General features: G+C 64.4%; 41 protein-coding genes and 1 pseudogene. 8 read left to right on the top strand and 34 right to left on the bottom strand.

Annotation, left to right across the window (positions count from 1 at the left end; all coding sequences use genetic code 11):
* Positions 1-3 precede the first annotated feature (3 nt).
* Genes ACQR1X_RS21095 through ACQR1X_RS21085 form a run of 3 tightly spaced genes read right to left on the bottom strand, consistent with a single transcriptional unit; the run spans position 4 to position 974 of the window.
* Positions 4-366, bottom strand: coding sequence for a (2Fe-2S) ferredoxin domain-containing protein (locus ACQR1X_RS21095; protein ID WP_315803666.1), 363 nt, complete (start codon positions 364-366; stop codon positions 4-6).
* Positions 363-692: a Grx4 family monothiol glutaredoxin gene (gene grxD, locus ACQR1X_RS21090; protein ID WP_315803667.1), complete on the bottom strand. Its 330-nt coding sequence runs from the start codon at positions 690-692 to the stop codon at positions 363-365. The genes ACQR1X_RS21095 and grxD overlap by 4 nt, the downstream gene beginning before the upstream one ends.
* A gap of 48 nt (positions 693-740) precedes the next feature.
* Positions 741-974: a BolA/IbaG family iron-sulfur metabolism protein gene (locus tag ACQR1X_RS21085; RefSeq protein ID WP_006609694.1), complete on the bottom strand. Its 234-nt coding sequence runs from the start codon at positions 972-974 to the stop codon at positions 741-743.
* A 273-nt stretch (positions 975-1,247) separates the two neighbouring features.
* Here ACQR1X_RS21085 and ACQR1X_RS21080 point away from each other — a divergent pair, with 273 nt between their 5' ends.
* From ACQR1X_RS21080 to ACQR1X_RS21065, 4 genes are all read left to right on the top strand, one after another.
* Entirely contained in the window at positions 1,248-1,739 is a 492-nt protein-coding gene (locus ACQR1X_RS21080) for a tetratricopeptide repeat protein (protein WP_434837726.1), read from the top strand.
* Between the two features lie 93 nt (positions 1,740-1,832).
* A complete protein-coding gene (locus tag ACQR1X_RS21075; protein ID WP_315803800.1) occupies positions 1,833-2,195 on the top strand; it encodes an iron-sulfur cluster assembly protein in 363 nt (120 codons plus the stop codon).
* A 36-nt stretch (positions 2,196-2,231) separates the two neighbouring features.
* On the top strand, positions 2,232-2,990 hold the full coding sequence (locus ACQR1X_RS21070) for a dienelactone hydrolase family protein (protein ID WP_315803669.1): 759 nt from the start codon (positions 2,232-2,234) through the stop codon (positions 2,988-2,990).
* Between the two features lie 26 nt (positions 2,991-3,016).
* The gene (locus ACQR1X_RS21065) at positions 3,017-3,259 is read left to right on the top strand and encodes a hypothetical protein (protein WP_315803670.1); all 243 of its coding nucleotides are present in this window, start codon (positions 3,017-3,019) and stop codon (positions 3,257-3,259) included.
* Positions 3,260-3,518: 259 nt separating this feature from the next.
* On the opposite strand, the gene ACQR1X_RS21060 is transcribed toward ACQR1X_RS21065, so the two are convergent.
* From ACQR1X_RS21060 to ACQR1X_RS20965, 20 genes are all read right to left on the bottom strand, one after another.
* Positions 3,519-3,977, bottom strand: coding sequence for a group II truncated hemoglobin (locus ACQR1X_RS21060; RefSeq protein ID WP_434837725.1), 459 nt, complete (start codon positions 3,975-3,977; stop codon positions 3,519-3,521).
* Positions 3,978-3,992: 15 nt separating this feature from the next.
* A complete protein-coding gene (locus tag ACQR1X_RS21055; RefSeq protein ID WP_315803672.1) occupies positions 3,993-4,160 on the bottom strand; it encodes a hypothetical protein in 168 nt (55 codons plus the stop codon).
* A gap of 12 nt (positions 4,161-4,172) precedes the next feature.
* Positions 4,173-4,490 carry a DUF6156 family protein gene (locus ACQR1X_RS21050; RefSeq protein ID WP_316179957.1) on the bottom strand — a complete coding sequence of 106 codons (318 nt, stop codon included), beginning with the start codon at positions 4,488-4,490 and terminating at the stop codon, positions 4,173-4,175.
* A 34-nt stretch (positions 4,491-4,524) separates the two neighbouring features.
* On the bottom strand, positions 4,525-4,737 hold the full coding sequence (locus ACQR1X_RS21045) for a hypothetical protein (protein ID WP_315803674.1): 213 nt from the start codon (positions 4,735-4,737) through the stop codon (positions 4,525-4,527).
* A gap of 12 nt (positions 4,738-4,749) precedes the next feature.
* On the bottom strand, positions 4,750-5,058 hold the full coding sequence (locus ACQR1X_RS21040; protein WP_315713113.1) for a 2Fe-2S iron-sulfur cluster-binding protein: 309 nt from the start codon (positions 5,056-5,058) through the stop codon (positions 4,750-4,752).
* 36 nt (positions 5,059-5,094) lie between these two features.
* Positions 5,095-6,309: a DegT/DnrJ/EryC1/StrS family aminotransferase gene (locus tag ACQR1X_RS21035; RefSeq protein ID WP_434899498.1), complete on the bottom strand. Its 1,215-nt coding sequence runs from the start codon at positions 6,307-6,309 to the stop codon at positions 5,095-5,097.
* A 2-nt stretch (positions 6,310-6,311) separates the two neighbouring features.
* On the bottom strand, positions 6,312-6,572 hold the full coding sequence (locus ACQR1X_RS21030) for a hypothetical protein (protein ID WP_315803676.1): 261 nt from the start codon (positions 6,570-6,572) through the stop codon (positions 6,312-6,314).
* Between the two features lie 17 nt (positions 6,573-6,589).
* The gene (locus ACQR1X_RS21025; RefSeq protein WP_434899497.1) at positions 6,590-6,946 is read right to left on the bottom strand and encodes a DUF3024 domain-containing protein; all 357 of its coding nucleotides are present in this window, start codon (positions 6,944-6,946) and stop codon (positions 6,590-6,592) included.
* A 14-nt stretch (positions 6,947-6,960) separates the two neighbouring features.
* The gene (locus tag ACQR1X_RS21020) at positions 6,961-7,200 is read right to left on the bottom strand and encodes a nitrogen fixation protein NifZ (protein ID WP_315803678.1); all 240 of its coding nucleotides are present in this window, start codon (positions 7,198-7,200) and stop codon (positions 6,961-6,963) included.
* Positions 7,197-7,520: a nitrogen fixation protein NifZ gene (locus tag ACQR1X_RS21015; protein WP_315803679.1), complete on the bottom strand. Its 324-nt coding sequence runs from the start codon at positions 7,518-7,520 to the stop codon at positions 7,197-7,199. The genes ACQR1X_RS21020 and ACQR1X_RS21015 overlap by 4 nt, the downstream gene beginning before the upstream one ends.
* On the bottom strand, positions 7,517-8,290 hold the full coding sequence (locus ACQR1X_RS21010; protein ID WP_434899496.1) for a 4Fe4S-binding leucine-rich repeat protein: 774 nt from the start codon (positions 8,288-8,290) through the stop codon (positions 7,517-7,519). The genes ACQR1X_RS21015 and ACQR1X_RS21010 overlap by 4 nt, the downstream gene beginning before the upstream one ends.
* Positions 8,283-8,816, bottom strand: a complete 534-nt coding sequence (locus ACQR1X_RS21005) for a hypothetical protein (protein ID WP_315803681.1) — start codon at positions 8,814-8,816, stop codon at positions 8,283-8,285. The genes ACQR1X_RS21010 and ACQR1X_RS21005 overlap by 8 nt, the downstream gene beginning before the upstream one ends.
* A gap of 11 nt (positions 8,817-8,827) precedes the next feature.
* Positions 8,828-9,157, bottom strand: a complete 330-nt coding sequence (locus ACQR1X_RS21000) for a HesB/IscA family protein (RefSeq protein ID WP_315803682.1) — start codon at positions 9,155-9,157, stop codon at positions 8,828-8,830.
* A gap of 11 nt (positions 9,158-9,168) precedes the next feature.
* Positions 9,169-9,393 (bottom strand): YfhL family 4Fe-4S dicluster ferredoxin, encoded by a 225-nt coding sequence (locus ACQR1X_RS20995; protein ID WP_006609676.1) that lies wholly within the window; start codon positions 9,391-9,393, stop codon positions 9,169-9,171.
* 55 nt (positions 9,394-9,448) lie between these two features.
* Positions 9,449-11,011 carry a nitrogenase cofactor biosynthesis protein NifB gene (gene nifB, locus ACQR1X_RS20990; protein ID WP_315803683.1) on the bottom strand — a complete coding sequence of 521 codons (1,563 nt, stop codon included), beginning with the start codon at positions 11,009-11,011 and terminating at the stop codon, positions 9,449-9,451.
* A gap of 260 nt (positions 11,012-11,271) precedes the next feature.
* Positions 11,272-12,138: an SIR2 family NAD-dependent protein deacylase gene (locus tag ACQR1X_RS20985; protein WP_315803684.1), complete on the bottom strand. Its 867-nt coding sequence runs from the start codon at positions 12,136-12,138 to the stop codon at positions 11,272-11,274.
* Positions 12,138-12,359: a putative nitrogen fixation protein NifT gene (gene nifT / locus ACQR1X_RS20980; protein ID WP_316218892.1), complete on the bottom strand. Its 222-nt coding sequence runs from the start codon at positions 12,357-12,359 to the stop codon at positions 12,138-12,140. Before nifT ends, ACQR1X_RS20985 begins: the two co-directional genes overlap by 1 nt.
* Entirely contained in the window at positions 12,356-13,570 is a 1,215-nt protein-coding gene (nifS, locus tag ACQR1X_RS20975) for a cysteine desulfurase NifS (RefSeq protein WP_434889040.1), read from the bottom strand. The genes nifT and nifS overlap by 4 nt, the downstream gene beginning before the upstream one ends.
* Positions 13,571-13,579: 9 nt before the next feature.
* Complete coding sequence (locus ACQR1X_RS20970) at positions 13,580-13,870, bottom strand: NifU family protein (RefSeq protein WP_434899495.1); 291 nt, start codon at positions 13,868-13,870, stop codon at positions 13,580-13,582.
* Between the two features lie 38 nt (positions 13,871-13,908).
* Positions 13,909-14,229, bottom strand: a complete 321-nt coding sequence (locus tag ACQR1X_RS20965) for a HesB/IscA family protein (protein ID WP_257170758.1) — start codon at positions 14,227-14,229, stop codon at positions 13,909-13,911.
* A 325-nt stretch (positions 14,230-14,554) separates the two neighbouring features.
* Here ACQR1X_RS20965 and ACQR1X_RS20960 point away from each other — a divergent pair, with 325 nt between their 5' ends.
* A complete protein-coding gene (locus tag ACQR1X_RS20960) occupies positions 14,555-15,163 on the top strand; it encodes a hypothetical protein (RefSeq protein ID WP_315803686.1) in 609 nt (202 codons plus the stop codon).
* Positions 15,164-15,225: 62 nt separating this feature from the next.
* Here ACQR1X_RS20960 and ACQR1X_RS20955 read toward each other — a convergent pair whose 3' ends face one another.
* Positions 15,226-15,654: a Rieske (2Fe-2S) protein gene (locus ACQR1X_RS20955; RefSeq protein WP_434894341.1), complete on the bottom strand. Its 429-nt coding sequence runs from the start codon at positions 15,652-15,654 to the stop codon at positions 15,226-15,228.
* A gap of 198 nt (positions 15,655-15,852) precedes the next feature.
* On the opposite strand from ACQR1X_RS20955, the gene ACQR1X_RS20950 reads away from it, so the two are divergent.
* The 3 genes from ACQR1X_RS20950 (at position 15,853) to ACQR1X_RS20940 (ending at position 17,577) form a co-directional block, all read left to right on the top strand.
* Positions 15,853-16,311: a hypothetical protein gene (locus tag ACQR1X_RS20950; protein WP_315803688.1), complete on the top strand. Its 459-nt coding sequence runs from the start codon at positions 15,853-15,855 to the stop codon at positions 16,309-16,311.
* A 62-nt stretch (positions 16,312-16,373) separates the two neighbouring features.
* Positions 16,374-17,228, top strand: coding sequence for a sulfurtransferase (locus ACQR1X_RS20945; protein WP_434899494.1), 855 nt, complete (start codon positions 16,374-16,376; stop codon positions 17,226-17,228).
* A gap of 31 nt (positions 17,229-17,259) precedes the next feature.
* Entirely contained in the window at positions 17,260-17,577 is a 318-nt protein-coding gene (locus ACQR1X_RS20940; RefSeq protein ID WP_315713146.1) for a hypothetical protein, read from the top strand.
* Between the two features lie 493 nt (positions 17,578-18,070).
* Here ACQR1X_RS20940 and hspQ read toward each other — a convergent pair whose 3' ends face one another.
* The 10 genes and pseudogenes from hspQ to nifH all read right to left on the bottom strand — a co-directional run.
* Positions 18,071-18,397, bottom strand: a complete 327-nt coding sequence (gene hspQ, locus ACQR1X_RS20935; protein ID WP_315803690.1) for a heat shock protein HspQ — start codon at positions 18,395-18,397, stop codon at positions 18,071-18,073.
* Positions 18,398-18,416: 19 nt separating this feature from the next.
* A complete protein-coding gene (gene fdxB, locus ACQR1X_RS20930) occupies positions 18,417-18,704 on the bottom strand; it encodes a ferredoxin III, nif-specific (RefSeq protein ID WP_008960273.1) in 288 nt (95 codons plus the stop codon).
* A gap of 22 nt (positions 18,705-18,726) precedes the next feature.
* A complete protein-coding gene (locus ACQR1X_RS20925) occupies positions 18,727-18,927 on the bottom strand; it encodes a CCE_0567 family metalloprotein (RefSeq protein WP_006609662.1) in 201 nt (66 codons plus the stop codon).
* Positions 18,928-18,943: 16 nt separating this feature from the next.
* Entirely contained in the window at positions 18,944-19,414 is a 471-nt protein-coding gene (locus ACQR1X_RS20920) for a NifX-associated nitrogen fixation protein (RefSeq protein WP_316179939.1), read from the bottom strand.
* A 10-nt stretch (positions 19,415-19,424) separates the two neighbouring features.
* Entirely contained in the window at positions 19,425-19,820 is a 396-nt protein-coding gene (nifX, locus tag ACQR1X_RS20915; protein ID WP_315803692.1) for a nitrogen fixation protein NifX, read from the bottom strand.
* Between the two features lie 25 nt (positions 19,821-19,845).
* Positions 19,846-21,243, bottom strand: a complete 1,398-nt coding sequence (gene nifN, locus ACQR1X_RS20910; RefSeq protein WP_315803693.1) for a nitrogenase iron-molybdenum cofactor biosynthesis protein NifN — start codon at positions 21,241-21,243, stop codon at positions 19,846-19,848.
* A gap of 8 nt (positions 21,244-21,251) precedes the next feature.
* Positions 21,252-22,925 carry a nitrogenase iron-molybdenum cofactor biosynthesis protein NifE gene (nifE, locus tag ACQR1X_RS20905; protein ID WP_434899493.1) on the bottom strand — a complete coding sequence of 558 codons (1,674 nt, stop codon included), beginning with the start codon at positions 22,923-22,925 and terminating at the stop codon, positions 21,252-21,254.
* 134 nt (positions 22,926-23,059) lie between these two features.
* Positions 23,060-24,619: a nitrogenase molybdenum-iron protein subunit beta gene (gene nifK / locus ACQR1X_RS20900; protein WP_316179933.1), complete on the bottom strand. Its 1,560-nt coding sequence runs from the start codon at positions 24,617-24,619 to the stop codon at positions 23,060-23,062.
* Between the two features lie 83 nt (positions 24,620-24,702).
* Positions 24,703-26,205, bottom strand: a complete 1,503-nt coding sequence (gene nifD / locus ACQR1X_RS20895; protein WP_315803696.1) for a nitrogenase molybdenum-iron protein alpha chain — start codon at positions 26,203-26,205, stop codon at positions 24,703-24,705.
* A 73-nt stretch (positions 26,206-26,278) separates the two neighbouring features.
* Positions 26,279-26,395, bottom strand: a pseudogene (nifH, locus tag ACQR1X_RS20890) (nitrogenase reductase); the annotation flags it as partial.

The raw sequence follows: 26,395 nt of genomic DNA, 5'->3' as shown, positions 1-26,395 counted from the left end.
ACGTCAGCGTTTCAACACCATGACCAGGCGATCGACACGCTTGCCCTGCTTGAAGTGGGATTCGACGATCTCGTCGATATCCTCAGCGGTGGTCGGCCGATACCAGACGCCGTCCGGATAGACCACCATCATCGGTCCGGCGCTGCAGAAGCCGAAGCAGCCGGCAGCGGTGACGCCGATGTCCGTCAACCGCTGCGCCTCGATGGTCTTGGTCAGCCGGTCCCACAGCGGCTGCACGCCGAGCGCGCCGCAGCTGCCGCGCGGATGTCCGGGCGGGCGCTGCGTCAGGCAGACGAAGGCGTGGTGTTTGTAGAGCTGCGGAATCTCGAACGCGTCATCCGCCTCGGCGACATCGGCATCGCTCATGACGCAGGCGCCTTGATGCCCTTGTCGGCGAGCAGTGTCGCGAGCTCGCCGGCCTGGAACATCTCGCGCACGATGTCGCAGCCACCCACGAACTCGCCCTTCACGTAGAGCTGTGGAATGGTCGGCCAGTTGGAGAACTCCTTGATGCCTTCGCGAATGAAGGGATCGGCGAGCACGTTGACGCTCTCGTAGGCCACGTCGAGCTTGGCCAGGATCTGCGCCACCGCGGCGGAGAAGCCGCATTGCGGCGCGGCCGGCACGCCCTTCATGAACAGCACGACATCACTGCCGTCGATCAGCTTCTGAATGCGTTCGGATGTCGACATGGACTGGATCCTTTCCCTGAATGCGACCGATCAGCCGGGCGGCAACGATCACTTCGGCAATGACGTTTCGAGCGCCAGCGCGTGCAGCACGCCGCCCATCTGGCCCTTGAGAGCCGAATAGACCATCTGATGCTGCTGCACCCGGCTCTTCCCAGCGAAGGCCTGTGAGGTGACGCGCGCCGAATAATGGTCGCCATCGCCTGCCAGATCCTCGATCACGACAACGGCATCCGGGAACGCCTCCTTGATCAGACGCTCGATATCCGTTGCTGCCATCGCCATCGCTGCTGCTCCCGCTGGATTGATGACGGCATCATGCAAGCTCCGAACCAGTCATTTGCGCGCCGCAATCGCCGGCTCGCCGGCATCTGACGACGTGTCCACGCCAAATCGCGCAAGCGTCGCGTCGTGTTTGCGACATCGGCCGCGGGGCGGCGAGGAAGCGGCGTTCAAAATCCAACATCGGCCCGTTCTTCCACCTGCCTCGTGCCGGCTTCGACACTGCTGCACCCGCGCGAAAACGGTCCGCGTCTTGCAGTGATTTGATCGAGGTCAATGCAGATGCTCGAACTCGTCAGCGAACCCGACACGATCAACTTCGGCGATCTGCCGCAAGAGATCGATGCCCTGTTGCAACAGGGCGTGGCGGCCTATCGCCGCGACCACGCGCAGGCGGACCGGCTGTTTCGCCAGGCGCTGGCGGCCGCTCCGCAGCAGCTTCCGACCTACTTCTGTCTGTATAAGATTCACACCTATCAGGGCCATCTCGACGAGGCAGAGGCGGTCGCCGAGCTGGGCCTTGCCGAAGCGGCGCGCCAGGCCGGCTGGCCATGTGATTGGCGGCATTGGACGCCGCATGATCCGCTGCCGGACGGCGCCGGCCGCTTCGCGCTCTACACGCTGAAGGCCCTCGCCTTCATCCATCTGCGCAAGACTGATTCCGAGGGTGCAGCCGAAATGCTCGCCGCGCTGCGGCGACTCGATCCCACCGGCGCCGTCGGATGGCCGGTCGTCGCCGCGCTGGCCGAGGGGCTCGGTCCGGAATGAGGCGACGCCATGCACGAGCGAAGCGAAACATGACTCGAATTGCAACGACCATCCCCCGGTGCGAACCAGGATCATGAGAGGAACCAACGCATGATGACCATGCACGCCCCGCCCCCTCCTTCCCCGGCGCAGACCGCCGTAGCGACCGGCTCCCAGAGTGCAGCCGAGAGCGTGATTGCGGCGTTGCGAACGGTCTATGACCCGGAGATTCCGGTGAACGTCTACGATCTCGGGCTGGTCTATCGGATCGCGCACGAGGGCGGCGGCGCCGTCGAGATCGACATGACCCTGACGGCGCCCGGCTGCCCGGTCGCGAGCGAGATCGTTCGCATGGTGGAGGACGCCGTGCAGGCCGTCGACGGCGTCGCATCGGTGAAAGTCACGCTCGTGTTCGAGCCGCCCTGGGACAAGTCGCGCATGTCCGAAGAGACCGCGCTGGAGCTGGGTTTGTTGTAACGCGCGCCAACCGCGCAACGGAAGCAGGAGCATCACATGCCTACCGAGAGCACGATCAAGCTGACCGCCAGCGACGGCCATACCTTTCAGGCGTTTCGTGCCGATCCCACCGACGCGCCGAAGGGGGCGATCGTCGTCCTGCCGGACGGCGCTGACGCTGCCGGCAGGCTACGCAAGATCGCCGATGCCTTCGCGGCCAGCGGATATGTCGTGATTGCGCCGGAGCTGTCACCTCCTGCGGCGATCGAATCGACGGTGGAGGGCGAGCCGGCCAAGTCCGTGCCGGATCCGGCAACGCCGCTGCTCGCCGAAGTCCAGTCGACCGTCGACAGCGTCAAGGACTGCGGCAAGGTGGCGGTAGTCGGCTTCGGCGCCGGCGGCGGTCTGGCCTATGACGCGGCCAACCGCGTCTCCGGCGTGGCCTGCGCGGTGAGCTACTACGCGACAGGTGTCGTCAATGCGGCCGGCGCCAAGCGCAAGATTCCGACCCTGCTCCATTTCGGCGAGGCCGACATCGTCGTGCCGTTCGCGGAGGTGACCATGTTCCGCGCCTATCATCCCGAGGTCAGCGCATTCTCCTATCCGAATGCCGCGCATGCGTTCGACGGCAACGGCGAGACCTATGATGAATCTGCAGCCGCGCTGGCACATGAGCGGACACTGGCGTGGATCTCGCAATACGTCGTCGGCCAGCCGCCGATCACGCTGAAGAATGCCGGCGCCTACGCGCTCGCCAAGACCGACAAGAAAAAGAAGAAGAAGGCCGACGACGACATGGGACCGCCGACCGATTGAGAATCCGATGGAGTGAGAGCGTCGCGATGCTGCCGACCACCATCCTGATCGACGAGCGGCCACGTTGCGTGGTGCGCCCCAACGACACCAAGGATCTCAACCGCTTCATCCGCAACGGCAAGCCTTTTCTGCTCGCCGAGCATCCGGACGGCAAGATCACCCACCGCAACGCCAGCGGCACCGAGCTGGTCCAATGGCAGAACGCGCTGGCGCTGCACCGCGCCTGGGGCGGCGACGACGAGAATTTCTTCGGCGTGCCGTTGTATTAGTTTGGTACTAGTTGTAGTCCGATGGACTACAAGAACCTTCGGATCACCTACAAGCTCGCTGCGCGATACAGCGCCCTCTCCCCTTGTGGGAGAGGGCATGCAGGACAGCGCAGCAGACTCGGTTGGGTGAGGGGTCTCTCTCGCCGGGCGCCACCTCGCAGAGCCCCCCTCACCCGACCAAATATGCGGAGAAGCCGGCGATGCCCTCTCCCACGAGGAGAGAGGGCCCATTCTTGAGCACCGCGGCTTACCTCTCAGCTCACGGTCGCGCGGCCCGCGCGTCGTGCGGATTGCCGGCCTGGTTGCGCATCCAGTCGGCAAGCTTGGTCATCGCGGCGTCGACATCCTGGCGGGCCTCGACGTCGCTGACGGTCTCCTCGAGCGCGCCGCGCATGCAGAGCAGCCAGGCGTCGCGCTCGGCATTGCCGATGGGAAAGCCCATATGGCGCTGACGCAGCCGCGGATGCCCCTTCTCAGGTGAATACAGCTTCGGGCCGCCGAGCCATTCCGAGAGGTATCGCTTCAGGATGTGCTTGATCGGCCCAAGATTGGTGCCGTGCATGTCGCGGATGGCCCTCGCCTCGGGCAGAGTATCCATCCGGTGGTAGAACGACTCGACCAGACGATCGACCACGACGGCGCCGCCAATTCGTTCATAGGGCGTGACGACCGGTCCCGCTTCTGAAGTCCCGGTCTCTGAAGTCCCAGCATCCGCCATCGGTCGTTCCTGTCTCTACTCGTCCAAGCTCGGCTGCAGGATGACCTCAGCCGGCGCCCCCGGGCCCTGCTGGTCCACGAGCTCCAGCGCATCGACACGCGACAAACCGCCGCCACTGTCCATCAGCACGATAGCGTCCTTCGGCATGCTGGCAAGAGCCTCGATCAGCTTGGCGACAGTCACGGTCCCTCCCGCTCACGCAGCGTCGTGCGCGGCCACAGGCGCGCCGGTTTCGTCGAAATTCAGCGTCACCGGATCCTCGTCGAGCATCACGATCTCGGCCCGGCTCAGCGCCCCATTGGCATGGTAGCTGTAGCAGTGCGTGAGCTCGATCTCGCCATAGACGATCTTTTCGAACCCGGTCAGTACGCCTTCGGCATCGAAATAGCCGCGGATGAACGTGTTCCGGTTCGAGAGCTGCTCAGGCGCGATCGCAGTCACCAGCCGCAGCGGCAGCTTGACGCCGGTGTAGGAGACGAAGAATCGACACGCCTGTCCCGCATCCGCGCTCATGCTGCCGCTCGCATCGAAGGTCACACCGCCGCCGTCACGAGACGGCTGCGGTCTTCAGGGCCTCAATCTGGTCACGGTCGACCTTGAACACGCCGCGGCCGCCGGCAAAGGTCTGATAGGCCTTCATGCCGATCGCAGCACTCAACTTGTCGAACCATTGCTGCGGCGTCAGGTCCCCGGGGCGCTCGCTGATCTCGGCGACAGTGCCGTCATTGGCGAAGCGGACATGCAGCGTCAAATTGTCCATGGTATCCTCCTCTTACAGGCCTGAACCGAAGCCGAGCAGCTCGATCTTGACGTTCTCGGTGCCAAGGATGGTCGCCTGGCAGGCGAGGCGCGACTTCGAGCCGACGCCGACGATGGTGTCGAGCTTCTCGTTCTCGAGCTTCGTCACCTTCGACACGCCCTTGCGTCCCTCCTGCAGGAAGATGTGGCAGGAGCCGCACTTTGCCTGGCCCTCGCATTTGTGCTGGATCTCGACCTCAGCGCCGAGCAGCGCTGCCAGAATGGTGGTGCCCTCGCCCACCTCGATCGTCTTGCCGGAGGGCATGACCGTCAGAGTTGCCATTGAATGTCTCCTTTGCTGGGTTGAGTTCAACTGGTGTCAGTAGATCGCGGCGCCCGCCCCGACATTGACCGAGGCGTCCTTCATCGTCGCAACGATGAAGGCGATCTGGTCCGTGGTGAGATGGACGTGGAACGGCAGGGCCACCACACGATCGGCGACCTTCTCCGTCACGAGATAGTCGCCACGGCGATAGCCCATGTCGAAATAGTGTCGCTGCAGATGCAGAGGATTCGAATAGGCCACCGCCTCGACCTGCTCGACCCTGAGATCCTCGACGATCGAGTCCCGGCTCGACTTCGAGAACCGGGTGCCGAGATGGACCTGGTAGAGGAACCAGTTCACCTCGGTGACATCTGGACCGACATAGGGATCCTTGATGCCCTCGAACGACTGCACCTCGCTGTAATAGATCTGCTCGATCAGCTTGCGCCGCTCGAGGATCTCGTCGATCCGCCTCAGTTGCGCCAGCCCGAGCGCGGCGGTCACGTCGCTCATCACGGCCTGATGCGACGCGCTGCTGCTGACCACGACCGATGCGCGCTCGTCGAGCCGGTGCGACCGGTGCCGACGCACGGCCACCGCGATGTCGACGTCGTCGGTGACGACCATGCCGCCCTCGCCGCAGGTCAGCGCGAAGGGCTGCGAGAAGTCGAACACCGCGGCCGTACCGAATGTGCCGACCAGCGCCCCCTTGTATCTCGAGCCGATGGCCTCGGTCGAATCCTCGATGACAGGCAGTTCGTGGGCTTTCGCGATCGCCTGCAGCTCAGACCATTTGGCCGGGTGGCCGTTGGTGTTGCCGGCCAGGATCGCCTTGGTGCGCTCCGTGATGCGCGCTTCGATCTTGCTCGGGGCCAGCGTGCCCGAATAGTAGTCGATATCGGCAAACACCGGCTTGGCGCCGGCGATGGTGATCGCATGCGCGATCTCGCGGAACGAATACGACGACGCGATCACCTCGTCGCCGGGCCCGATCCCCATCGCCTTCAGAATCAGCAGCAGACCGAGCGTTCCGCTCGGGACGGCGATGGCATATTTGCGCCCGAGATAGGCGGCGAACGTTGCCTCGAACTCCTCCACCAGCGGACCGCAGGACAGCCGCGGCGAGCGAAGCGTCGCCTCGACCGCCGCGATCTCCGCCGTCGTGATGTCGGGATCGGACAGCGGGATGAAGTCGGAGCCAACCGGCGTAAGTTCGGTCTCGTCCTGCTCCTGTCGATCCGCATCGTGCACCAGAACGGGATTGATCATGATCAGCTCCGCCGGGCGAGGATCAGGCCGGTGGCCTTCGCCGGATCGTCGGTGACCCCAGCGCAATGTTCGCTGGCGTCGAGCAGATGCAGATCGAACGCCGGATAGCTGCGGAACGGCGCCTCGGTCACGTCGGAGGCATCACACCGCGTCAGCGCCAGCTTGGGAAACCGACGGCGCAGTTCGCCGAACGCCGCGCTGCCGGCATCTGGTCCGGTGAGGACCTGCTCGATCTCATTCAGTTCCTGCTCGGCAAGCGCCATGCCACCCGTCCTCTTTGCTACTGCCAGAATATCCGCTCGGGATCGGCGTTCAGTTCGTCAACTGCCGCGGTCAACCGCCGGTGCACGCTGTGCAGTTCCCAAATCCCCCGACCGTGATCTCTCCAGAACAGCTTCCACATTGCGTTCGCGGCGTCATGACGCAGCAGCGCGACGTCGATCACCCCGCCGTCCTTGTCGATGTTGCGCGAGCAGCACGTACTCTGGACGTGATAGCCCTCAGTCGCCGGCGACACCGTCGGCTCGACGTAGCGATAGCGCTTGCGCGACTTCAGCGCGCGTTCGATCCGCTTGCGATCCAGTTCGTTGGGATGCGCAGGCAGGACGACGCTGGGCTCGAGCGCGGCTGCGATCATGGCAGAACATCTCCCTAGACCGGGACGATCTCCTCTTCGAGACAGCCCACGACGAGCTGCTCGCCGAACTCGACGAGATAGATCGGCATGTTCGCCTCGGTGTGAGTGCCGACCTGGACGATCTCGCCCAAGTCGCCGACACCGACGAGCTTCGCCTCGGCCGGCGCGTTCGGGAACGAACCGTCGTTGACGAGATCGATCAGCGCCTTCACGCGTTGACCCCATTGATATCTAGGCAGACGTGGCTCGATCATGATCTGGTTGCTCCCGGCAGCGGCAGCTCGTCCTCGGCCTCCCCGCGGGGAACGGTGGATTCGAGCTCCTTGCGCTTCATGCCGACGCGGTTTCCGCTCTCGAGAAACTCGACGCCGTAGATGTAGAACTGCTGCAGGAAGGTTCCGATCGAGACGACGTAGCCGACCTCGCCCTTCTTCGCGAGGATCTCGCCGATCTCCTTGCCTGCATAGGTGCCGTCGTTGCGGATCGTACGCTTGGCCTTGACCTTCTCGCCAAACGCGAAATACGGCGGCGCGGACAGCTCCACGACCTCGCTGTCACGAACGATGTTGCTCATGCCGGTTTCTCCATCGCAGCTCCGGAACGATTGTCGAGCCGGCCGCGCGCCATCTCCTGCACCAGCGGATCCTCGTCGCGCGCCAACTCGCCGAGCTCGCTGAGCGCGATCCGGCTCGCAACCTCGTGACGCACCCGCCAATCGGCGTCCTTGCGCATCGCGGTGAGGAGATCAGGCACGAGGCGCTCGGCGATCTCGAGCCGTACCCGTGGATCGGGGTCGCTGATCATGCCGAGCAGCCAGTCGCTCGGGATACGCCGCGCGACGACGCGGCGGACCTCGGCCTCCGGGTCCCCCATCATGCGGCCGAGCACGGACGGCACGATGCGGCGCGCCACGACGAGGCGGACGTAATAGTCGTCGTCCATCATCATCGGCATCAGGTCTTCCGGATCGAGCACGGTCGCGATCCGAATGCGGACCTCGCGATGCGGATCATGGCGCAGCCGCAGCACCAGCCGCTTCGGCAGCCGCCGCGCGGCGTTCCAGCGCACGGTCTCCTCGGGATCGTCGAGCAACGGAGGCAGGAAGAACGGGCTCGCATGCTTCGCCGCGATCGCACGAACCTCGAAGTGCGGATGCTTGACGTAGCCGTTGGCGAGCGCCGGATTCCAATTGAAGAAGCGGTCGATGCGACGGGCGTAGCGGTCGTGCACGCAGGCGTGCCGAAGGCGACATCCGCCGGATGCGTTGAGCGGCGCATGTTCGCAGCCCGCGCAACTGATCTCCTTGCCCTGCCAGTCGATGGCCTCGTCGATGTCGTCATTCATCGTCGAGCTCCACCCGGTCGACCACCTCGAGCAGGACGCGTGCGCCGATCTTGTCGCTGGGATCGAGCTCGAGCAGCTTCTGCACCGCAAGCCGTCCCTCGACGAGATTGCCGAGGCGCATCTGCAAATAGGCGTATCCCTTCAAGGTGAACATGAAGAAGCGCGGCAGCATGTTGTCATAGCTGCCGAACTCGGCATGACCGGCGCGAACGTCGCGCCAGTGCGGCGGCAGGCGGTTCTCGACGGCTGCCTTGGCAAGGCACCGCTTGGCGATCCGCAGCGCGTCAGCGAGCCGTCCCTTGTAGAAATAGAAGCGGTAGAAGCCGATCAGGACCGCCGCATGCCCAGGCGCCAGCGCGTCCGCCTCCTTCAGATGCGTCTCCGCAACCTCGTCGAGATGATAGCTCTGGCCCGCCTGCCACAGATGATACTCGGCTTCCTCCGGCAGGCCGCCGCCGAGCAGCGCGTCGGCGAGCAGCGCGTCCTCGATGGCAGTCTGAGAGCTGGGCCGGGCATCGGTGGGCATGGCGAGCTGTCCTAGTGCTCCAGCGCCTTCAAGGCATGGGTCGAGCACGAGACCTGTTTCGGATCGTGAAACACGAGGCCGGTCTGCGTCGCGGTATCCGCGAAGTCGATGGTGACGCCGTCCAGCAGCAGCCGGCTCTCTGCCGGCAGGAACAGCCTGACGCCGTCTCGCTCGACCACCGCATCGCCGGGCTGGGGTGCGGCGAGGACGCTGATGTCGGCGGCGAGCCCGGAGCAGCCGCCGGGAGAGACGGCGAGCCGGAAGCCGGAACCCGCAGTGCCGTCGGCCCGCAACATCATGCGCATGAATTTCTGCGCGGCCGGCGTGAGCGTGAAGTTCATCTCGGTCTCCCTCAAGCCGGCGGCTGGTAGCGCGGGAACGAATTGTCGATCACGCAGGTGTTGTCGACCGGGCAGACCGCCGCGCATTGCGGCTCGTCGAAATGGCCGATGCACTCGGTGCACTTCTTCGGATCGATCACGAAGGTGCCGTTCTTCTCCGAGATCGCCACGTTCGGACATTCGGGTTCGCAGGCCGAGCAGCTCGTGCACTGCGAGGCAATGATCTTCAAGGTCATCAAAGGCTCCTGTCGAAGGGACCCGGCGGCGGGATCGCGCCGCCGGGGTCTGATGTCACGCCGCCGAGATCAGGGCGCCCTGGCGAATTTCGGCGTCGCCGCGCACGACGTGCTGGATCTCGCCGCTGTTCACCTTGTCGAGATAGCTCTTGAACCAGGCGATCGCGGACTTCTCGATGAACTCGTGCGCGAACTGGTCGACCGGCTCGATGCCCGCCGCCTGCAGGTCGCTCTTCGGGCAGCCGCCGATCTTGGCCACGAACACCGCATGGCAGTCGTTGATGGCGCGGATGACGGTCTCCAGGCTGTCCTCGTCGCCATAGCCGCCCTGGCAGTACAGGTCGACGCGGCGGTGACCAACGAACTTGGCACCGGCCGTGGAGAGCTCGTAGACCTGGAACTCCTTGGCGTGACCGAAATGCTCGTTGATCAGGCCCGAGCCCTTGGTCGCGACCGCGATCAAGAGCTTGATGTCGCTCGACTGGCCGGCGAGCGAGGCGAGCTCTTCCTGCTTCGCCACGACCTTGGCGACGCGCTCGCTCTCGACCGCCTCCTGATAGGCCTTGCGGCTGTCGATGTCGTAATTCACCTCCATCGCCATGATCTTGTCGGTGGTGAACTCGGCCGAGCGATCCTCGCCGAGCAGGCCCACGGCGTCGGCGCGGCACTGGCGGCAATGCCGCATCATGTTCATCTCGCCTTCGCACTCGTCCTGCAGCGCCTTCAGCTCCTGCGCCGTCGGGCCGCGCTGGCCGGTCAGGCCGAACACCGTGCCGTGCTCCGGCGACGAGATCAGCGGCATGATGTTGTGCAGGAACGCGCCGCGCGATTTCACCGCCTTGTTGACCTCGACGAGGTGCTTGTCGTTGACGCCCGGGATCATCACCGAGTTGACCTTGCAGAGGATGCCGCGCTCGGTGAGCATCTCCAGGCCCTGCAGCTGGCGATCGGTGAGCAGCTTGGCCGCCTCGACGCCGGTGTAGCGCTTGTGCTTCCAGAACACCCAGGGATAGATCTTGGCGCCAATTTCAGGGTCGACCATGTTGATCGTGATCGTGACGTGATCGACGTTGAATCCGGCGATGGTGTCGACATGGTCGGGCAGCGCGAGGCCGTTGGTCGACAGGCAGAGCTTGATGTCCGGGGCGGTCCGGGCGATCAGCTCGAAGGTCTTGAACGTCTTCTCCGGATTGGCGAGCGGATCGCCGGGACCGGCGATCCCGAGCACGGTCATCTGCGGAATGGTCGAGGCGACGGCGAGCACCTTCTTGGCGGCCTGCTCCGGCGACAGCTTCTCGCTGACCACGCCCGGACGCGACTCGTTGGCGCAGTCATATTTGCGGTTGCAGTAGTTGCACTGGATGTTGCAGGCGGGCGCGACCGCGACATGCATGCGCGCGTAGTGATGATGCGCCTCCTCGCTGTAGCAGGGATGGTTCTTCACCTTCTCCCAGATCTCCGGCGGAAGGTCGTTCTCGCCTGCGCCCGAGCCGCAGCTCGCCTTGCCGCTGCCGCCCGAGGTGCCGCAACCCTTGTGTTCCGCGATGGTCTGCATCACCGAGCTCAGCTTGTCGCCGTCCGGTATCGTCGCCTGTTCGTGCTGCACTGACGCGTCCATGTCCGCTCCTTACGTTGCTGGCGAGCCGCAAACCGCCTTGACGATGGTTCAGCAACTCGCGTGCCACGCCGCGGAAGCGGTCATTTCGCCGGACTATCAACGTGTTAGTGAGATGATTGCGCCTGTCGTCTTGCCAACATGCGAGAGGCTCGCGATCGCGCGGATGTTAGAAACGTTACAGACTCGGCCAAGGCCTCAAGCCGAACAGCAAGACAGCGCGGCATGCGACCGCGCTGTCCGATCCGATCGATTGGTTGTATTCAGCCGCCGATGATGATCTCGGTGGCGCGGACCAGCGGAATCGCGATCGGCGTCAACCGCTCGGCAATGAAGAACTTCAGCTCGTTCTTCGACAATGAGTCGGGCTCGACCAGGACGTAATGCTCGGCGCCGGAGCGCTTGATCACCTGGCGACCATAGGTGCGCAGCAGCTGGTCGTTGAAGCGGCAGCCGATGAACAGGAAGCTGCGGTCGGTGCGCCGGTCCTTGACCGTGTCGGGTATCGGCGTCTGGATGTCGATGTCGGTCAGCACCTCGACATAGTCGGCATCGGTGATCAGGAAGTTCTTGGCCGGCGTGATCCCGCCATGCGGCTTGTAGAGCAGCGTGGTCCAGCTTGCAGCCTTCTCGCGATCGCTCTCGGCGCCCGCGGCGTCATAGAAGCGATACCAGCGGTCCTCGCCGATGCCGGCACGGGTGATGCCCTGCACCTCGCCCCAGTCAGTACGTCCAGCCAGCGCCGTCCGCATGGCGCCGTCATACCAGCTGTCGACGATCATCGGCAGCGGCAGCGACGCCAGATGCTGCTGCAGCGGTGTCGGCGCGACCGGCGCGGCAAAGGCTTCAGCCATCAGCGCCGTCACCGTCGAGCGGTGGCGCGTGCTCTCGATGTGCTGGGCTGAAGCCCACGCATTGCCCTTGGCGCGGCGCGGCAGCGCCACCTTGGTGCCGAAGAACGCGGCCAGCGCTTCAGGATTCATCGGCACGTCGGCGCCGGACTGCTCCGACACGGCGGGACCGAGGAACGGGACGACCTTGCCGGCCTTCAGTCCGGCGACAACGTCCTTGAGCAGGGCCTCGGCATCGGCCTGCTTGACGATGTCGATATGAGGAAGCGGCGCGTTCATCACTCGTCCCCTTCGCCACCGCGCTTGCGCGCATTGATCGTGATCGGCAGCCGCGTGTCGGCGGCCATCTGCGGCAAATCCAGCACCCAGCCATTGGCGATGCGGATCCAGCCGCCCCACAAGGACTCGTGCTCGGACTCGACGATGGGCTCCTCGAGGTCCTTTTTGGGGACGTAGATCGACAGGCCCGTTTCCGGCGAGCGGCGGATCATGACTTTCATTGCGTGAGCTCCGTGGATCGAAGGGGGTCCGCCGATTGCGGAGGATGATGCTGCAGCCAGGCCGGCGAGGTCTCGCGCAACCTGGCGACGATATCGGGCAGAACCTGCAGCACGCGCTCGATGTCCTCGGTCGACGTGTCGCGCGACAAGGAAAAGCGGACGGCGCCGCGCAGCAGATCGGCCGGAACGTTCATCGCGCGCAGCACATGCGACGGCTCCATCGAGCCGGACGCGCAGGCGGAGCCGAGCGAAGCCGCGATGCCGGCCTGGTTCAGGCGCATCACGATCGGCTCGCCTTCCAGATGCTGGAAGGCGATGTTGGAGGTGTTCGGCAGGCGATGGTCCGGATCGCCGAGCACGGCGCAATGGCCGACGCTCTGGATGATGTCCTGCTCCAGCCGGTCGCGCAGACTGCGCACCCGGCCCTGCTCATCGGCCAGATGTCGGCCAGCGAGCTCGGCCGCCTTGCCGAGCCCGACGATCGCGGGCACGTTCTCGGTGCCGCCACGTCGCCGGCGCTCCTGCGGGCCGCCGCGCAGAAGCGGCACGAACGGCGTGCCCTTTCTGACATACAGCGCACCGATGCCCTTGGGACCGTGCAGCTTGTGGCCCGACAGCGACAACAGGTCGATATCGGCGCTCTTCAGATCGATCGCGATCTTGCCGACCGCCTGCACGGCGTCGGTGTGGAATAGCGCGCCGGCCTCATGCGCGAGCTTGGCCAGCTCGGAAACCGGAAACAGCGTGCCGGTCTCGTTGTTTGCCCACATCACCGAGGCGATCGCCGTGCGCGGCCCGAGCGCGCGCCGATAAGCCTCCAGATCGAGGCGGCCGGCGGCATCGACGCCGATCAGATGCACCGCGACGCCCCGCTTGTCCCTGAGGTATTCGACGAGCGACAGGATCGCGGGATGCTCCACCGCCGTCGTGACGATCTCGTTCCGGCCCTCCTGCGCGTCGAGCGCCGACAGGATCGCGGCATTGTCGGATTCCGTCCCGCCCGAGGTGAAGACGATCTCGTGGTCGAAAGCGGCGCCGAGCAGCGCCTGCAGGCTCTTGCGCGCCTGCCTCACGGCCCCGGCGACCTCGCTGCCGAACGCATGCGAGGACGACGCATTGCCGAACTGGTCCGTGAAGAACGGCAACATCGCGGCGACGACCTCGGGATCCGCGCGGGTCGTCGCGTTGTTGTCGAGATAGACCGGGCGCAAGACCGCTCCTTAATGCCGCGCCTTGGCTGCGCCGGCCACCGGAACGAGGCGAACGAACTCGCCGAGCTTTTCGATCATGCGCGTCTGGATGCCTTCGAGCGTCGCGCTGGCGAGCTTGCAGAAAATACAGGCGCCGGCGAGCTTGACCATGATCTTGTTGCCGTCGATCTCGACGAGTTCGCAATCGCCGCCGTCGCGCTTGAGATTCGGACGGACCTCCTCGATCACGGCCCGGATGATCCGCTCGCGCTCGCTCATCTGCGACGGCGCTTCGACGATGCCCTGGGATTCGACCAGCATGGTTTCACTTCTCGCGTTTTGAATGATCGAGCGAAAGATCAGGCGAACGACTTGCCGCAGCCGCAGCTCGACTTCGCGTTCGGATTCTCGAAGGTGAAGCCGGACCCCTCCAGCGCGATGACGAAATCGATCGTCGTGCCCTCGAGATATTCGAGGCTCTTGTGATCGACGAGCACGCGCACGCCCTCGCGCTCGATCACGGTGTCCTCCGGCTCGCTGCCGCTGACGAGACCCATGTTGTACTTGAGCCCGGCGCAGCCGCCGGCTTCGACCATGATCCTGAGGCCGTCGACCGGCTTGTCGGAGGTCGTGATCGCGTTGCGAACCGCATTGATGGCGCTGTCGGTCAGGTTGATCATCATCGTCTCGCCCTTTCCCATTCGGCTGTTGCGAATGGGATTGGCAAGTCCCGTGCCATGCAACAATCGCCTGAAAGACCTCATGTTTTCATGCCGTCGCTGTGGCGTTTCCGACGCATGTCGGGTTTCCGACACGGATGACCGACGCCGGGCCACGGACCAGCCGAAGGAATGTCGCGGCGGAAACCCGACAATGCCCGGAGGTCGCGGGCGAAAGACCAAGTGAATCAAGGCGCAGCACACATCGGCAGACAATTTGCATTCCAGCCCTTTTCGACCGCGCCGTGCGGCGAACGGCTGACCAGGACATGCGAGAGAATTGCTGATGACGACATTGGAGAAGACGGTTGCAATCGAGACCACCGCGCTCGCGCAGCTCGACAAGGAAGGACGGCTGTTGAACGCCGTACTCAAGGCGCCGACCACCAAGCCGGGGCGGTTCGGCTTCCGCGGCGACATCGCGCTGAAATTCCAGACCCAGGTTGCGGACGAGAAGCGCCCGCCGGACTTCTCGATCGAGCAGGTGCTGACGATCGTCAACGACGGCGAGGCGACGATTCCGGTGCTCGTCGGCTACATCCACTCGCTGGCTTATCTGGAGACCGCGGTCGAGGTGCTCAAGGGCCTGCTGACGCCGGACGGCAGCTACTTCATGTTCTGCAACAACATCGATCTGCTGGCGAAGTACCGCATCAAGATGGGCGACGTCACGTTCTATGTGCTGCCCTGCGACGAATCCACCGTCTGGAAGGAGATGATGGATCTCCTCGGAATCGACAAGAACGACATCAAGAAGCTCGATACCGCCGGCAAGCTCGACTACGTGCTCGATGCCGCCAAGAAGTTCAGCGAGAGCTATGAAGTCATCGCCTATGCAGATGCGCTGGCCAAGATGGAGCCGGTGAAGAACCGTAACGAGAACCGGCCGGTCTGACTCTCGTTCCTTCACGCGCAAGCTGAAGTCCCGGCGCTCGCGCCGGGACTTCGTGTGAGAGCTCAGCCTTCTTCACACTGAAGACCCGTCTCTTCGGCCTCCTCGTCATCCTCGTCATCCTCGACCAGGGTCACGCCGGTCACGCAGATGTCGCCGTCGAGGACACTCAGCGCGACCGGCGTCAGGCTCTCGCCCTTGCACGGGCCGTCGACGCAGAGTCCGGTGCCGATCTCGAACAGCGAGCCGTGCTTGCCGCACAGGATGCGCAGGCCGTTGCCGTCCAGGAACTGGTTGCGTTCCCAGTCGAGATTGACCTTGTCGTGCGGGCACATGTTCAGATAGCCGAACACCTGCTTGCCCCAGCGGATGACGAAGATCGGCCACGGACGATGGCTGCCGTCCTCGGCCACGATCATGAGCTGAAAGCCCATGGCGCGGCGGCTCGGAATGTCGTTGAAGCTGCAGATGGCGTAGGCGACGTCGGTCGTCATGTCAGGCCTCATCGATGTCTGGCGCATGTCCGACATTGCCGCTCTCGGCCCAGCGAGAGCGGCGGTCGGCTCGGTGAAGGACCACGTTGCAAGATTCGCGCAACTCCGCCTGTTCGCCTCGCCTTCTTCGCCGCTGCGGGAGACTGGCACAGAACTTGAAAATTTCTCCTGCAAACGCGGCTTTGTAAGGAGATCGACATGAACGTGGCACTGGAATTCGTCGAGAGCTCGCTCGACGACATCAAGGCGGCGCTGGCTGGCGGCACGCTGACGGTCTACTCGGTGGCACGCCCGATCACTGCAGACAAGGCCGTCGACCGCAGCGGCGTGCTCGCAACCTTCACGTTCGGCTCGCCCGCCTTCGGCCCCGCGGCGGACGGCCTCGAGCAGCCGAACTTCGTTGCGGCATCGGTACCGGCGGCCACCGTCGGCACGCCCGGCTTTGCGCGAGCGCGCAAGGCGGACGGCACCACTGTCGCCGATTTCTCCGCCGGCCCAGGCGAGCGCGAGATCAAGTTCACCGAGATATCATGCTCGCCCGGCGCGCCGGTCACGGTCGCGACCTTCAAGATCATCGCCGAAGGCGGCTGGCCGGAGCGTCCGGAATACTACGACACGCATCCGCGCCCGGGCTATCCGATGCCGAAGACGCTCTGACGCGCCACGTGCAATCATCGGATCGGCATCTCTGTTGGATCAACGACATCGCGAGCGCATCCATGAACACGGACACCTCTGACGCCCTGGTCAGCTCGGAATGGCTGGCACAACATCTGTCCGACCCTGCTATCAAGATCCTCGACTGCACCTGGCACCATCCGAGCACCAACCTGGACGGCCGTACGCAATATCGCGGCCGGCACCTGCCGGGCTCGGTGCATTTCGACATCGACCAGATCGCCGACAAGTCGAGCCCGCTGCCGCACATGCTGCCGTCATCGGAGGATTTTGCCCACAAGGTCGGGCTGCTCGGCATCAGCAATGCCGACCGGGTCATCGTCTATGACCGTCACTATGGCGGCTCGGCCGCGGGCCGTGTGTGGTGGATGTTCCGCGTCTTCGGCCACGACAACGTCGCCCTGCTCGACGGCGGCTTCGGCAAATGGACCAAGGAGAAGAAGCCGGCGGAGATGACGCCTGTGCGCCCCGTGCCGGCGAGCTTCAGCGCGAGCTTCAGGCCGGAGCTTGTGGCAACCTCGGACGCCGTGCAGAGCTTGCTGCACAGTGGCGGCGCGCAGTTGGTCGACGCCCGTGGGCCGGGCAAGTTCGACGGCACCCAGGCGGACGTGTTCACGTTCAAGCGCCAGGGCCACATTCCCGGCGCCGTCAATCTGCCCTGGGCGGATCTGGTCGACCCCGACACCGGCGAACTGCTGGCCCCTGATGCGCTCGGCGCCCGCTTCGCCGCCGCTGGCGTCGATCTGGCGAAGCCGATCGTCACCACCTGCGCCTCGGGCATCACGTCTTGCATGCTGGCGCTGGCGCTCTATCGCCTCGGTGTTCCGAACGCGGCCGTCCACGACGGCGCCTGGGCGGAATGGAGCCAGCTCGACGACACGCCGGCGGCGGCGTGACAAAGCGGACTTGGATGACGGGAGCACGAGCATGGCAAAGACCCTGGTCAAGACGACGCAGGACGGCCGCAAGGTCGAGGTGATCGGGCTGGCAATCTGCCTCGAAGGCGAGCTCGAGGCGTTCGAGCTGGTCGAGGTGAAGCTGCATCCGAACCGGCGCAAGATCTGGGAGGCCGCGCCCGACGCCACCCACATGGCCGGCCGGATCACGCTGACGAAGGACGAGGCCGCGATCGTCGAGAGCGCGTTTGCCGCCGCCCAGGCCGAGATTCTCGCCAACCCCGCCGCAATCAACGAACGCTTCCGCATCGCCGCGATGTGGAAGGCCAGGGAACAGGGAATCGAGTAGGCGCCACATTCGGAGTGGTGCGCATCTCCCTCCGCCGTCATTCCAGGGCGCGCGCAGTGCGAGCCCGGAATCCATAGCAACGACCGGCTATGAGGCGCGAGATGTCCGTGGCGCCTGTGTGTGAAAACAAGAAACATTCGTGGTTATGGATTCCGGGCTCATCGCTGCGCGATGCCCCGGAATGACGCATGGATGAACTGTGCCGCCATGGATGCGGCAGGAAAGACTCGTAGGTGGCAAAGCCGTCGGGCGACGCGAAGCGGCGTCCGATGGTGCGCCCACCATTGTCGTTCCGGATGCGCAGATGGACGGCGGGCTCGGCGCGTGAGACCGAATCCCCTATTGAGAGACCGCCCAGGCGCCTTTGCCCACCCTACGGACCAATGCCCGTCATCGCGAGCGCATCGACGCGATCCAGGGCGGCGCGAGGACTCTGGATTACTTCGTCGCCTGCGGCGGCTCGCAATGGCGCTGTGGCGCGCATCCGTCCCTGCTACTGAAAAATCCGGCCACGGTAGTGATAGCCGCCGCCGTCATCGACGTCGAACAGCTCGCCGATGTCCGGATGCTTGACCGGCTCGCCCGAGACGTCGGCGACCAGGTTCTGTTCGGGCACATAAGCGATGTAGCTGCTGTCGCCGCATTCGGCGAGCAGATAGTAGAACGGCTGCTCCCGATCGAGCCGCGTATCCATCGTGATCGCCCGCCAGCCCTCCTCCTCGGAGAACGACAGATCGACGTCGAACACGACACCGCGCAGGTCGTAGACCCGATGCCGGGTCACCTGGCCGATTGTGAACTTTGCTTCCATCCGCAGCATGACGGCACGCTCGACAGTCTCAGGCCGCCGGCGAATGGGTCTGGCAGTTGGTCGGGCAGACCCGGGCGCAGGCGCCGCAGCCGATGCAGGCGCCGGTGTCGTGCATGACCATGATCTTCTTCTCGACCTCGTCATCCTCGTCGTCGTCGAGCTCGACGAACTCGCCTTCGTCGTTGATGCCCTTCAGGGTCATGACCTCGCGGCCGCAGACCTTGTAGCAGCGCCCGCAGCCGATGCACTTGGCCGCATCGATCGCGACTAGGTAGTCCGGCCGCCAGTCGCGGCCGTCACGGGTTGAATTGGACATGGTGACGGGTCCTTGTACAGGCTCACGCGGCCTCGAGCTTCTTCAGCTCGGCCCGCTTCTTCTCCAGCTCGGCGAACGCCTCGTGCGCCTTCTGCGCCGTCGGCAGGATCTGGTCCCAGTTGATGGGCAGCTCCTCCGACAGATCATGCAGGTTCATCTTGGCATCCATAGCGCGCGCCGACAGCTTCTTGATCTCGGCCTTCAGGGTGTCCAGGTCGCTCATCTCTCATCCTCACAGTTCAGTAATTCGCGACATCCTTGAACTTCTCGATCATCTCGACGCCGGCCTTGACGAACTTGTCGCCCTCGTCGGCCAGCTTGCCGAGATTGTCGAAGCCGAAGCGGTGTACGTCGCGCAGCTGCTTGTTGACCACGATCAGCCGGCCGCCGATCAGCACCATGCGGCCGAAGCCCTCGTGACTCATCTTCAGCATCGGCGAGATCATCACGCCGGTGGCCTTCTCGATCGACAGCGCGACCGCGTTGAAGAACAGCTCGAGCCGCCAGATCGTCTCCGGATCGGGATCGCCGATGATCGGCAAAGCGCGCCGCTTCTCCTTGTCCAGGATGTAGGGCTCGAGCAGATCGACATCCTTCTTGCCCTCCCAAGCCCCATGGGTGTCCTGGGCACGCCAGACCTTGATCAGCTCCTTGACAAAGGGCCGCTGCTCGGCGGGGACGGTTTCGACGGCTACCGCGGTATCGGACATGGTGGTTTCCTCATTCCTCGAAATCGAGCGCGCGTTCCTGGCCCTTCGCCAGCGCCTTGCGCAGCCACGGCGGCGGCGTCCCCTTCAGCACGGTCTGCAGCTTGCCCAGGAGATCGGTGATCTCCTCGGGCTGATTGACCTTCATCGGATGGATGTTGTTGGCGACGACGCGCGCTGCGCCGGAGCCTCCGATCGCGGCGACATAGAGGATGGCGCAATCCTTGATCGCCTCGATCTTCGGCGCCAGCTTGTCCTCGTTGCCGTCCTCCTTGAGATCGCCGTCGAACTCGACGCTCTCGACGAAGCGGTAGCCCTCGGGATCGAGATCGTAGATCGCGATGTTCTTGGCCCAGCCGAAATGGGCATCGACGCGTTTCAGATCCTGGGTAGCGAATGCGACTTTCATGTCGTCGGTCCTTTCTCCTCAAGCGTCAATGCAAAGGCGCCACGACGGCGGATTCGGGCGATGCCTGCTGGAAATCCTTCCAGGGATCGATCCAGGTATCCGGCGTCGGCTGATGATTGTCCTCGCGGTCGGCGATGATCAGGTTGGCCAGCGCAAACACCAGGTCGCGGGTGCCGCGATAGCCGACCGTCAGCAGATGCCCTGCGCCCAGCCGGTCGAACATCGGAAAGCCGATCCGGTAGAACGGGATCTTCAGCCGCGCGGCAGCCTGGCGGCCGTGCGAATGCGTCATCATCAGCCCGCAGTCGCGCTGCTTCGCGAGATTCTCCAGATCCTCGAGATCGCCGATCAGCACCTCCTCGCACGGCATCCGCTCGAGCACCGGCGACTGCGTCGTGGTGATGGCGACCGAGATCTCGGCCCCCATGTCGTGCAGCATGCTGGCGACGTCGAACAGCAGGTCCGGCTCGGCGCCGATCGCGAGCCTGCGGCCGCCGATGTGGAAATGCGCGTCCAGCATCGCGTCGGCGAGCTGGCCACGCTGCCGGCGATACTTCGCTGGCACCGGGCGTCCCGAGATCTCGCTCAGGAACGTCATGAACTCGTCGTTCGGCAGCAGCCCGCAGAGACGTTCGAACAACCGGTATGGAACGCCGGTCCTGGCCTGCATCGCCTCCGCCGCGCGCTTCATCTGGGCCCCGATCGCGATCGTCCAGGACGCGCTGCCCATGACCGCGATCTCCTCCAGCCCGATGCCGCCGATCGTCGTCGGCGTGAACTCGTCGGGGATGTGACCGTCGAGCGAGCCGCCGATATCCGGCAGGAACGACGGCTCCAGCCCGAAATCCTCGATGATGGTGCGCAGCTCCTCGATGTCCCCCGGCGTCAGATGACAGCCCGGCAGCACGTTGACCCGCGCTGGATCGCGCCTTGTCGACGTCGGCTTGTCGACGAGCACCTCGACCATCTTGGCGACGGTCTTGTCCCAGCCATCCTGGAACGCGTCCTTGAAATCCGGCGTGGAGACATAGACCAGCGGATAGTTCGCCAGTTCCGGATGCTTCTCGCGGATCAGCCTGATGTAGCCGTCGACGTCGTCGCCCTTGGTCTCCGTGACCCCGGTGGAACAGATGCCGATGATCTCGGGCTTTTGTCGCTTGTGGATGTTGAGGATCGCCTGCTCGACATTCTCGTAGCCGCCGAGCACGGTGGCGACCTCGCTCATCGCGGTCGTCTGCATCGGCACCGCTTCCTTGAAGTGGCGCACGAACAAGGTCAGGCCGAACGAGGTGCAGCCCTGCGAGCCGTGCAGCAGCGGCATCGCGCCGCGCAGGCCGAGGAAGGCGAACGAGCCGCCGATCGGCTGGCTCATCTTCAGCGGATTGACCGCGCAGGCCTTCTTTCCGATGATGACCTTGGCCATGAGCGCTCCTACTCCGCCGCCTGCAGCAGCTCGGCCGGCGCCTTCTGCGCCGCCAGGATGTCCTCGACCCGACCGGCACAGGCGCCGCAGCCGCCAGAGGCGTTGGTGTGCGTGCGCACACCGGCGACGTCGGTGAGGCCATGCGCCTTGATCGCATCCTCGATGGTGCCGAGGTCGACCGTCTTGCAGTGGCAGATCTTCTTGGCACGCCGCGCGGCTTCAGCTGCGACTGGATCGGCCGCGAGCGCGGCAGCTTCGGCATTGGCCTGAGCGACCGCCCTGGCCTGCCAATTGTTGCTGGCCGTCTCCCAGGGCGCCCGCTTGCGCAGTTGCTCCCACATCGGGTTGTAGATCGCCTTGTCGATCTCGGCGACCAGCTTGACCATGCCGATATAGCCCATATAGGCGTGCGAGCGCTCCTGGTTGATGTCGAGCCAGGGCATCGCCGCCTTCAGCGCCACGAATTGCGACTTGCCGCCCGACAGCATGATGTCGGCCTTGGCGTCCTTGAGCATCTTGTACATCTCGCGCGGCGCCATATCGTCGATCATGTGCGCGTCCTGGCCCATCAGCTCCTTGATGCGCTCCTTGTCCTCCTTGGTGGACTTCTTCACGGAGGTGCCGACCAGCTCCATGCCGGCCTCCTGCAGCGCCGCCACCACCGACCACGATTTCACGCCGCCAGTGATCAGGAGCACCTTCTTGCCGGTGAGCCGTTGCTTGAACGGCTCGATCGCCGCCCAGGCCTTGGCTTCCTCGCGGGCGATCACCGCCTCGGTACGATCCAGCAGATCGGCCGGAGCGCCACGCTCGACCAGGAGACGCGCGATCTCGCGCAGCGAGTCCGATGAGTCCTGGATGCCGTAGAAAGAGCCCTCGAAGAACGGGATGCCGTAGCGCTCCTCCATCTTGCGGGCGACGTTGATCATCGCCTTGGAGCACACCATCATCGCTGCGCGAGCGCGGTGTGACGAGGCGACATCCTTGTAGCGGCCGTCGCCGGAGATGCAGGCGGAGATACGGATGCCGAGCTCGTCGAACAGCGGCTTCACCTGCCAGAGCTCGCCGGAAAGATTGTATTCGCCGATGATGTTGAGGTCGTAGGGGGTGGTCACCTCCGGCTCGACGGTGCCGATGACGTGGTCGAGCAGCGCCTCGCCGGCGAGCTTGTTGCCGAGGTTCTTCGGGCCCACAAAGCCCGGTGCATTGACGGGAATGCACGGCTTGCCGAACTTGGCGGAGGCCGCCTTGCAGACCGCGTTGATGTCGTCACCGGTCATGGCAGGCACGCAGGTCTGGTAGACGAAGACCGCCGGCGGATCGTACTTCTCGATGATTTCCTTGATCGCCTTGTACAGGCGCTTCTCGCCACCGAACACGACGTCGGTCTCGTTGATGTCGGTGGTGAAGCCGGTGCGCCAGATCTGCGCGCCCGACGAGGCCGCACCGCGATTGTCCCAGGAATTCCCCTCGCAGGCGATCGGCCCGTGCACGAGATGCGCGACGTCCGTCAGCGGCTGCAGGGCGACCTTGGCGCCGTCGAAGGCGCAACCACCGGCCGCGCCGCCCGGCTGCAGCTGCTTGGTGCAGCCCTTCTTGCGCTCGGCCTCGGACTTGTTGGCGTTCTTGCCGCAACCCGGCTCGTTGAAGACGTTCTGGATCGTGGCAGACAGCGAGCTCATCGGCTTCTCCTGTTGGCGGACCTTCTGCGCGTCTTGGTGAGACGAGGAGGCTCCGGCCTCTGCGGCCGTCCCCATGAGCCTTGTCGTCCAGATCGAAGCGCGGCGGCCCTTGAGGGACCGCCGCGCGCCGTCACTTAGCGGATGATGTCGAAGCTGTAGTCCGACTTGGCCGGCACGTTGGTGTTGCGGTCGATCTCGTCGAAGATCTTGTCGAGGATCGTGACCAGCACGTTCAGGCCGCCCTGATAGCCCCACACCGGATAGCGGTGCTTGTGGTGGCGATCGAAGATCGGGAAGCCGATGCGGATCAGCGGCGTGCCGGTGTCGCGCTCCAGATACTTGCCGTAGGTGTTGCCGATCAGGAAATCGACCGGCTCGGTGAACAGCAGCGAGCGCATGTGCCAGAGATCCTTGCCGGGATACACGTGGCAGTTCTTGCCGAACGGCGAGCTATCGAACACCGCCTGGACCTTCTCGGCCCAGTCTTTGTTGCCGTTGGTGGCGAGCACATGGGTCGGCTCGGCGCCGAGCTCGAGCAGGAACGCGGCCAAGCCGAGGCATAGGTCCGGATCGCCGTAGATCGCGAACTTCTTGCCGTGGATGTGGGCGCTGGAGTCGGCGATCGCGTCGACCAGGCGCCCACGCTCGAGAGCGAGAGATTCCGGGATCTCCTTGCCGCTGATGCGCGACAGCGCCATCACGAAGGCGTCGGTGCCGGTCACACCGACCGGATGGTTGAAGGAGACGACCTCCTGGCCGTGGTTCTTGATGAACGGCAGGGTCTTCTCGGTGCAGAAGTGCTGCATCGAGATCGTCGCCTTGGCGTGAACGGCGTTGGCCGCGTCCTCCAGGGTCGTGCCGCCGTCGTACATACGGAACTCGCCGTCGGTCGGCGTGTCGAACACGTTCGAATTGTCGCCGAGGATCGTATACTCGATCCCCATCGCCTCGAAGATGTGCTTCACTTCCTTGATGTTGCCAACGGTGTAGCCATCGAAACCGCCGATGAAATTGATCTTCTCGTTGGGAACGCGCTCCAGCTTCGGCGCGGTGCCGGCCTTGCCGTCCCAGAAGTGCTCGAGAATGCCCTTCATCGCGTTGTCGTAGCCGGTGACATGGCTGCCGACAAAGGCAGGCGTATGGGCGAAAGGCACGTCGAATTCGGCCGGAACCGAACCCTTCTCCTTGGAGGTCTTGATGAAGGCGTTGAGGTCGTCGCCGATGACTTCCGCCATGCAGGTGGTGGAGACAGCGATCATCGACGGCTTGTACATGTTGTAGGCGTTGGCGAGACCGTCGATCATGTTGTTCAGCCCGCCGAACACAGCCGCGTCCTCGGTCATCGACGACGACACGCAGGAGCTCGGCTCCTTGAAGTGGCGCGACAGATGGCTGCGATAATAGGCCACGCAACCCTGCGAGCCGTGCACGAACGGCAGCGTCTTTTCGAAGCCGACGGCAACGAACACCGCGCCGAGCGGCTGGCAGGCCTTGGCCGGATTCACGGTCAGCGCCTCACGGGCGAAATTCTTCTCGCGATATTCGGGCGTCTTGGCCCATTCGCGGATGCGCTCGACCTCGGCGGGGTCGCGCGGATTCTCGAACATCTTCTTCTTGTTGGCCAGCATCTGCTGGTATTCGGGACCACGGAAAAGCTCGAAGTGATCGAGCACATGTTCGGCAGACTGCGTCATGGGAAAACCCTCTTTATGTTCCTGTGTCGATCAGGGAGCGCTGGCTCTCCGCCGAAGGAGAGCCAGGCCGTGGGTGGTGGTGGTTACTCGGCCGCCTGGAGCAACGGCTTGGGCGCCTGCTTCCAGGGTGCCTTGGCCATCTTCCAGACCGGCGAGTTGATGGCCATGTCCATGTCGCGGGCGAAGATCGCGAAGCCGTCATAGCCATGGTACGGACCCGAGTAGTCCCAGGAGTGCATCTGGCGGAACGGCACGCCCATCTTCTGGAACACGTACTTTTCCTTGATGCCCGAGCCGACCAGGTCCGGCTGGACCTTCTCGACGAACTTCTCGAACTCGTAGCCGGTGACGTCATCGTAGATCAGCGTGCCGTCCTTGACGTAGTGCTGGGCGGTGCGCTGATAGTCGTCGTTATGGCCGAATTCGTAGCCGGTGCCGACGACCTCCATGCCGAGGTCCTCGTAGGCGCCGATCACGTGGCGCGGACGCAGGCCGCCGACGAACAGCATCACGGTCTTGCCTTCGAGGCGCGGCCGGTACTTGGCGATGACGGCGTCCATCAGGGGCTGGTACTTGGCGATGACACGCTCGGCACCCTCCTTGATCTTGTCGTCGAAATAGCTCGCGATCTTGCGCAGCGATTCGGCGATCTTGCTCGGTCCGAAGAAGTTGTATTCGCACCACGGAATACCGTACTTCTCTTCCATGTGGCGCGAGATGTAGTTCATCGAGCGGTAGCAGTGCAGCACGTTGAGCTTCGCCTTCGGCGTCGCCTCGAGCTCCGCCAGCGAGCCGTCGCCCGACCACTGGGCGATCACGCGCAGACCCATCTCCTCGAGCAGGATGCGGGACGACCAGGCGTCGCCGCCGATGTTGTAGTCGCCGATGATCGCGACGTCGTAGGCCGACGGCTCGAAGCGCGGCGCGGCATCGGCCGGGAGCTTGTCGAACACCCAGTCCCGGATGGCGTCGTTGGCGATATGGTGACCCAGGGACTGAGACACACCGCGGAAGCCTTCGCAGCGCACGGGGACGATGGTCTTGCCGTCATACTCTTTCGACTTGACCTTGGAGACCGCCTCGATGTCGTCGCCGATCAGGCCGATCGGGCATTCCGACTGCACGGTGATGCCGTTGTTCAGCGGGAACAGCTCCTGGATCTCGTCCATGATCTTGGCGAGCTTCTTGTCGCCGCCGAAGACGATGTCCTTCTCCTGGAAGTCGGAGGTGAACTGCATCGTCACGAAGGTGTCGATGCCGGTCGTGCCGATGTAGTAGTTGCGGCGCGCCGCCCAGGAGTACTGGCCGCAGCCGACCGGACCGTGGCTGATGTGGATCATGTCCTTGATAGGTCCCCACACCACGCCCTTCGAGCCGGCGTAGGCGCAACCGCGGATGGTCATGACGCCGGGGATCGACTTGATGTTCGACTTGACGCCGCAATCCGACTTGCCGTTCTCATGCACGTTGAGATGCTTGGCACGGCGCTTGGCGGTCTTTTCCGGATAAACCTTCAGGACCTCGGCGATCAGTTCCTTGTTGCGCGCCTTGATCTCGGCAACGCTTTGTTTCTCGATGACGCTCATCTGGCTTTCCTCGATGATCGGTTGCGGAGGTGCTCCGGCCCTTGGAGACGAAGGGCCGGAGCACCGGTGGCGGTTACGCCGTTGCGGCGAGCTCGGCGGCGGACTTGCCGATCTGGCTCTCGTCCACGGCCTTCATGATGCCGTGCTCCATCAGCATGTCCTCGAGCTCGTCCATCGTGATCGGCGTCGG

Origin of the sequence: Bradyrhizobium sp. HKCCYLRH3073, assembly GCF_051167995.1 — a bacterium.
GTDB lineage: Bacteria > Pseudomonadota > Alphaproteobacteria > Rhizobiales > Xanthobacteraceae > Bradyrhizobium.
The sequence above is the reverse complement of the archived record's forward strand: the minus strand, read 5'-3'. Positions and strand labels throughout refer to the sequence as shown.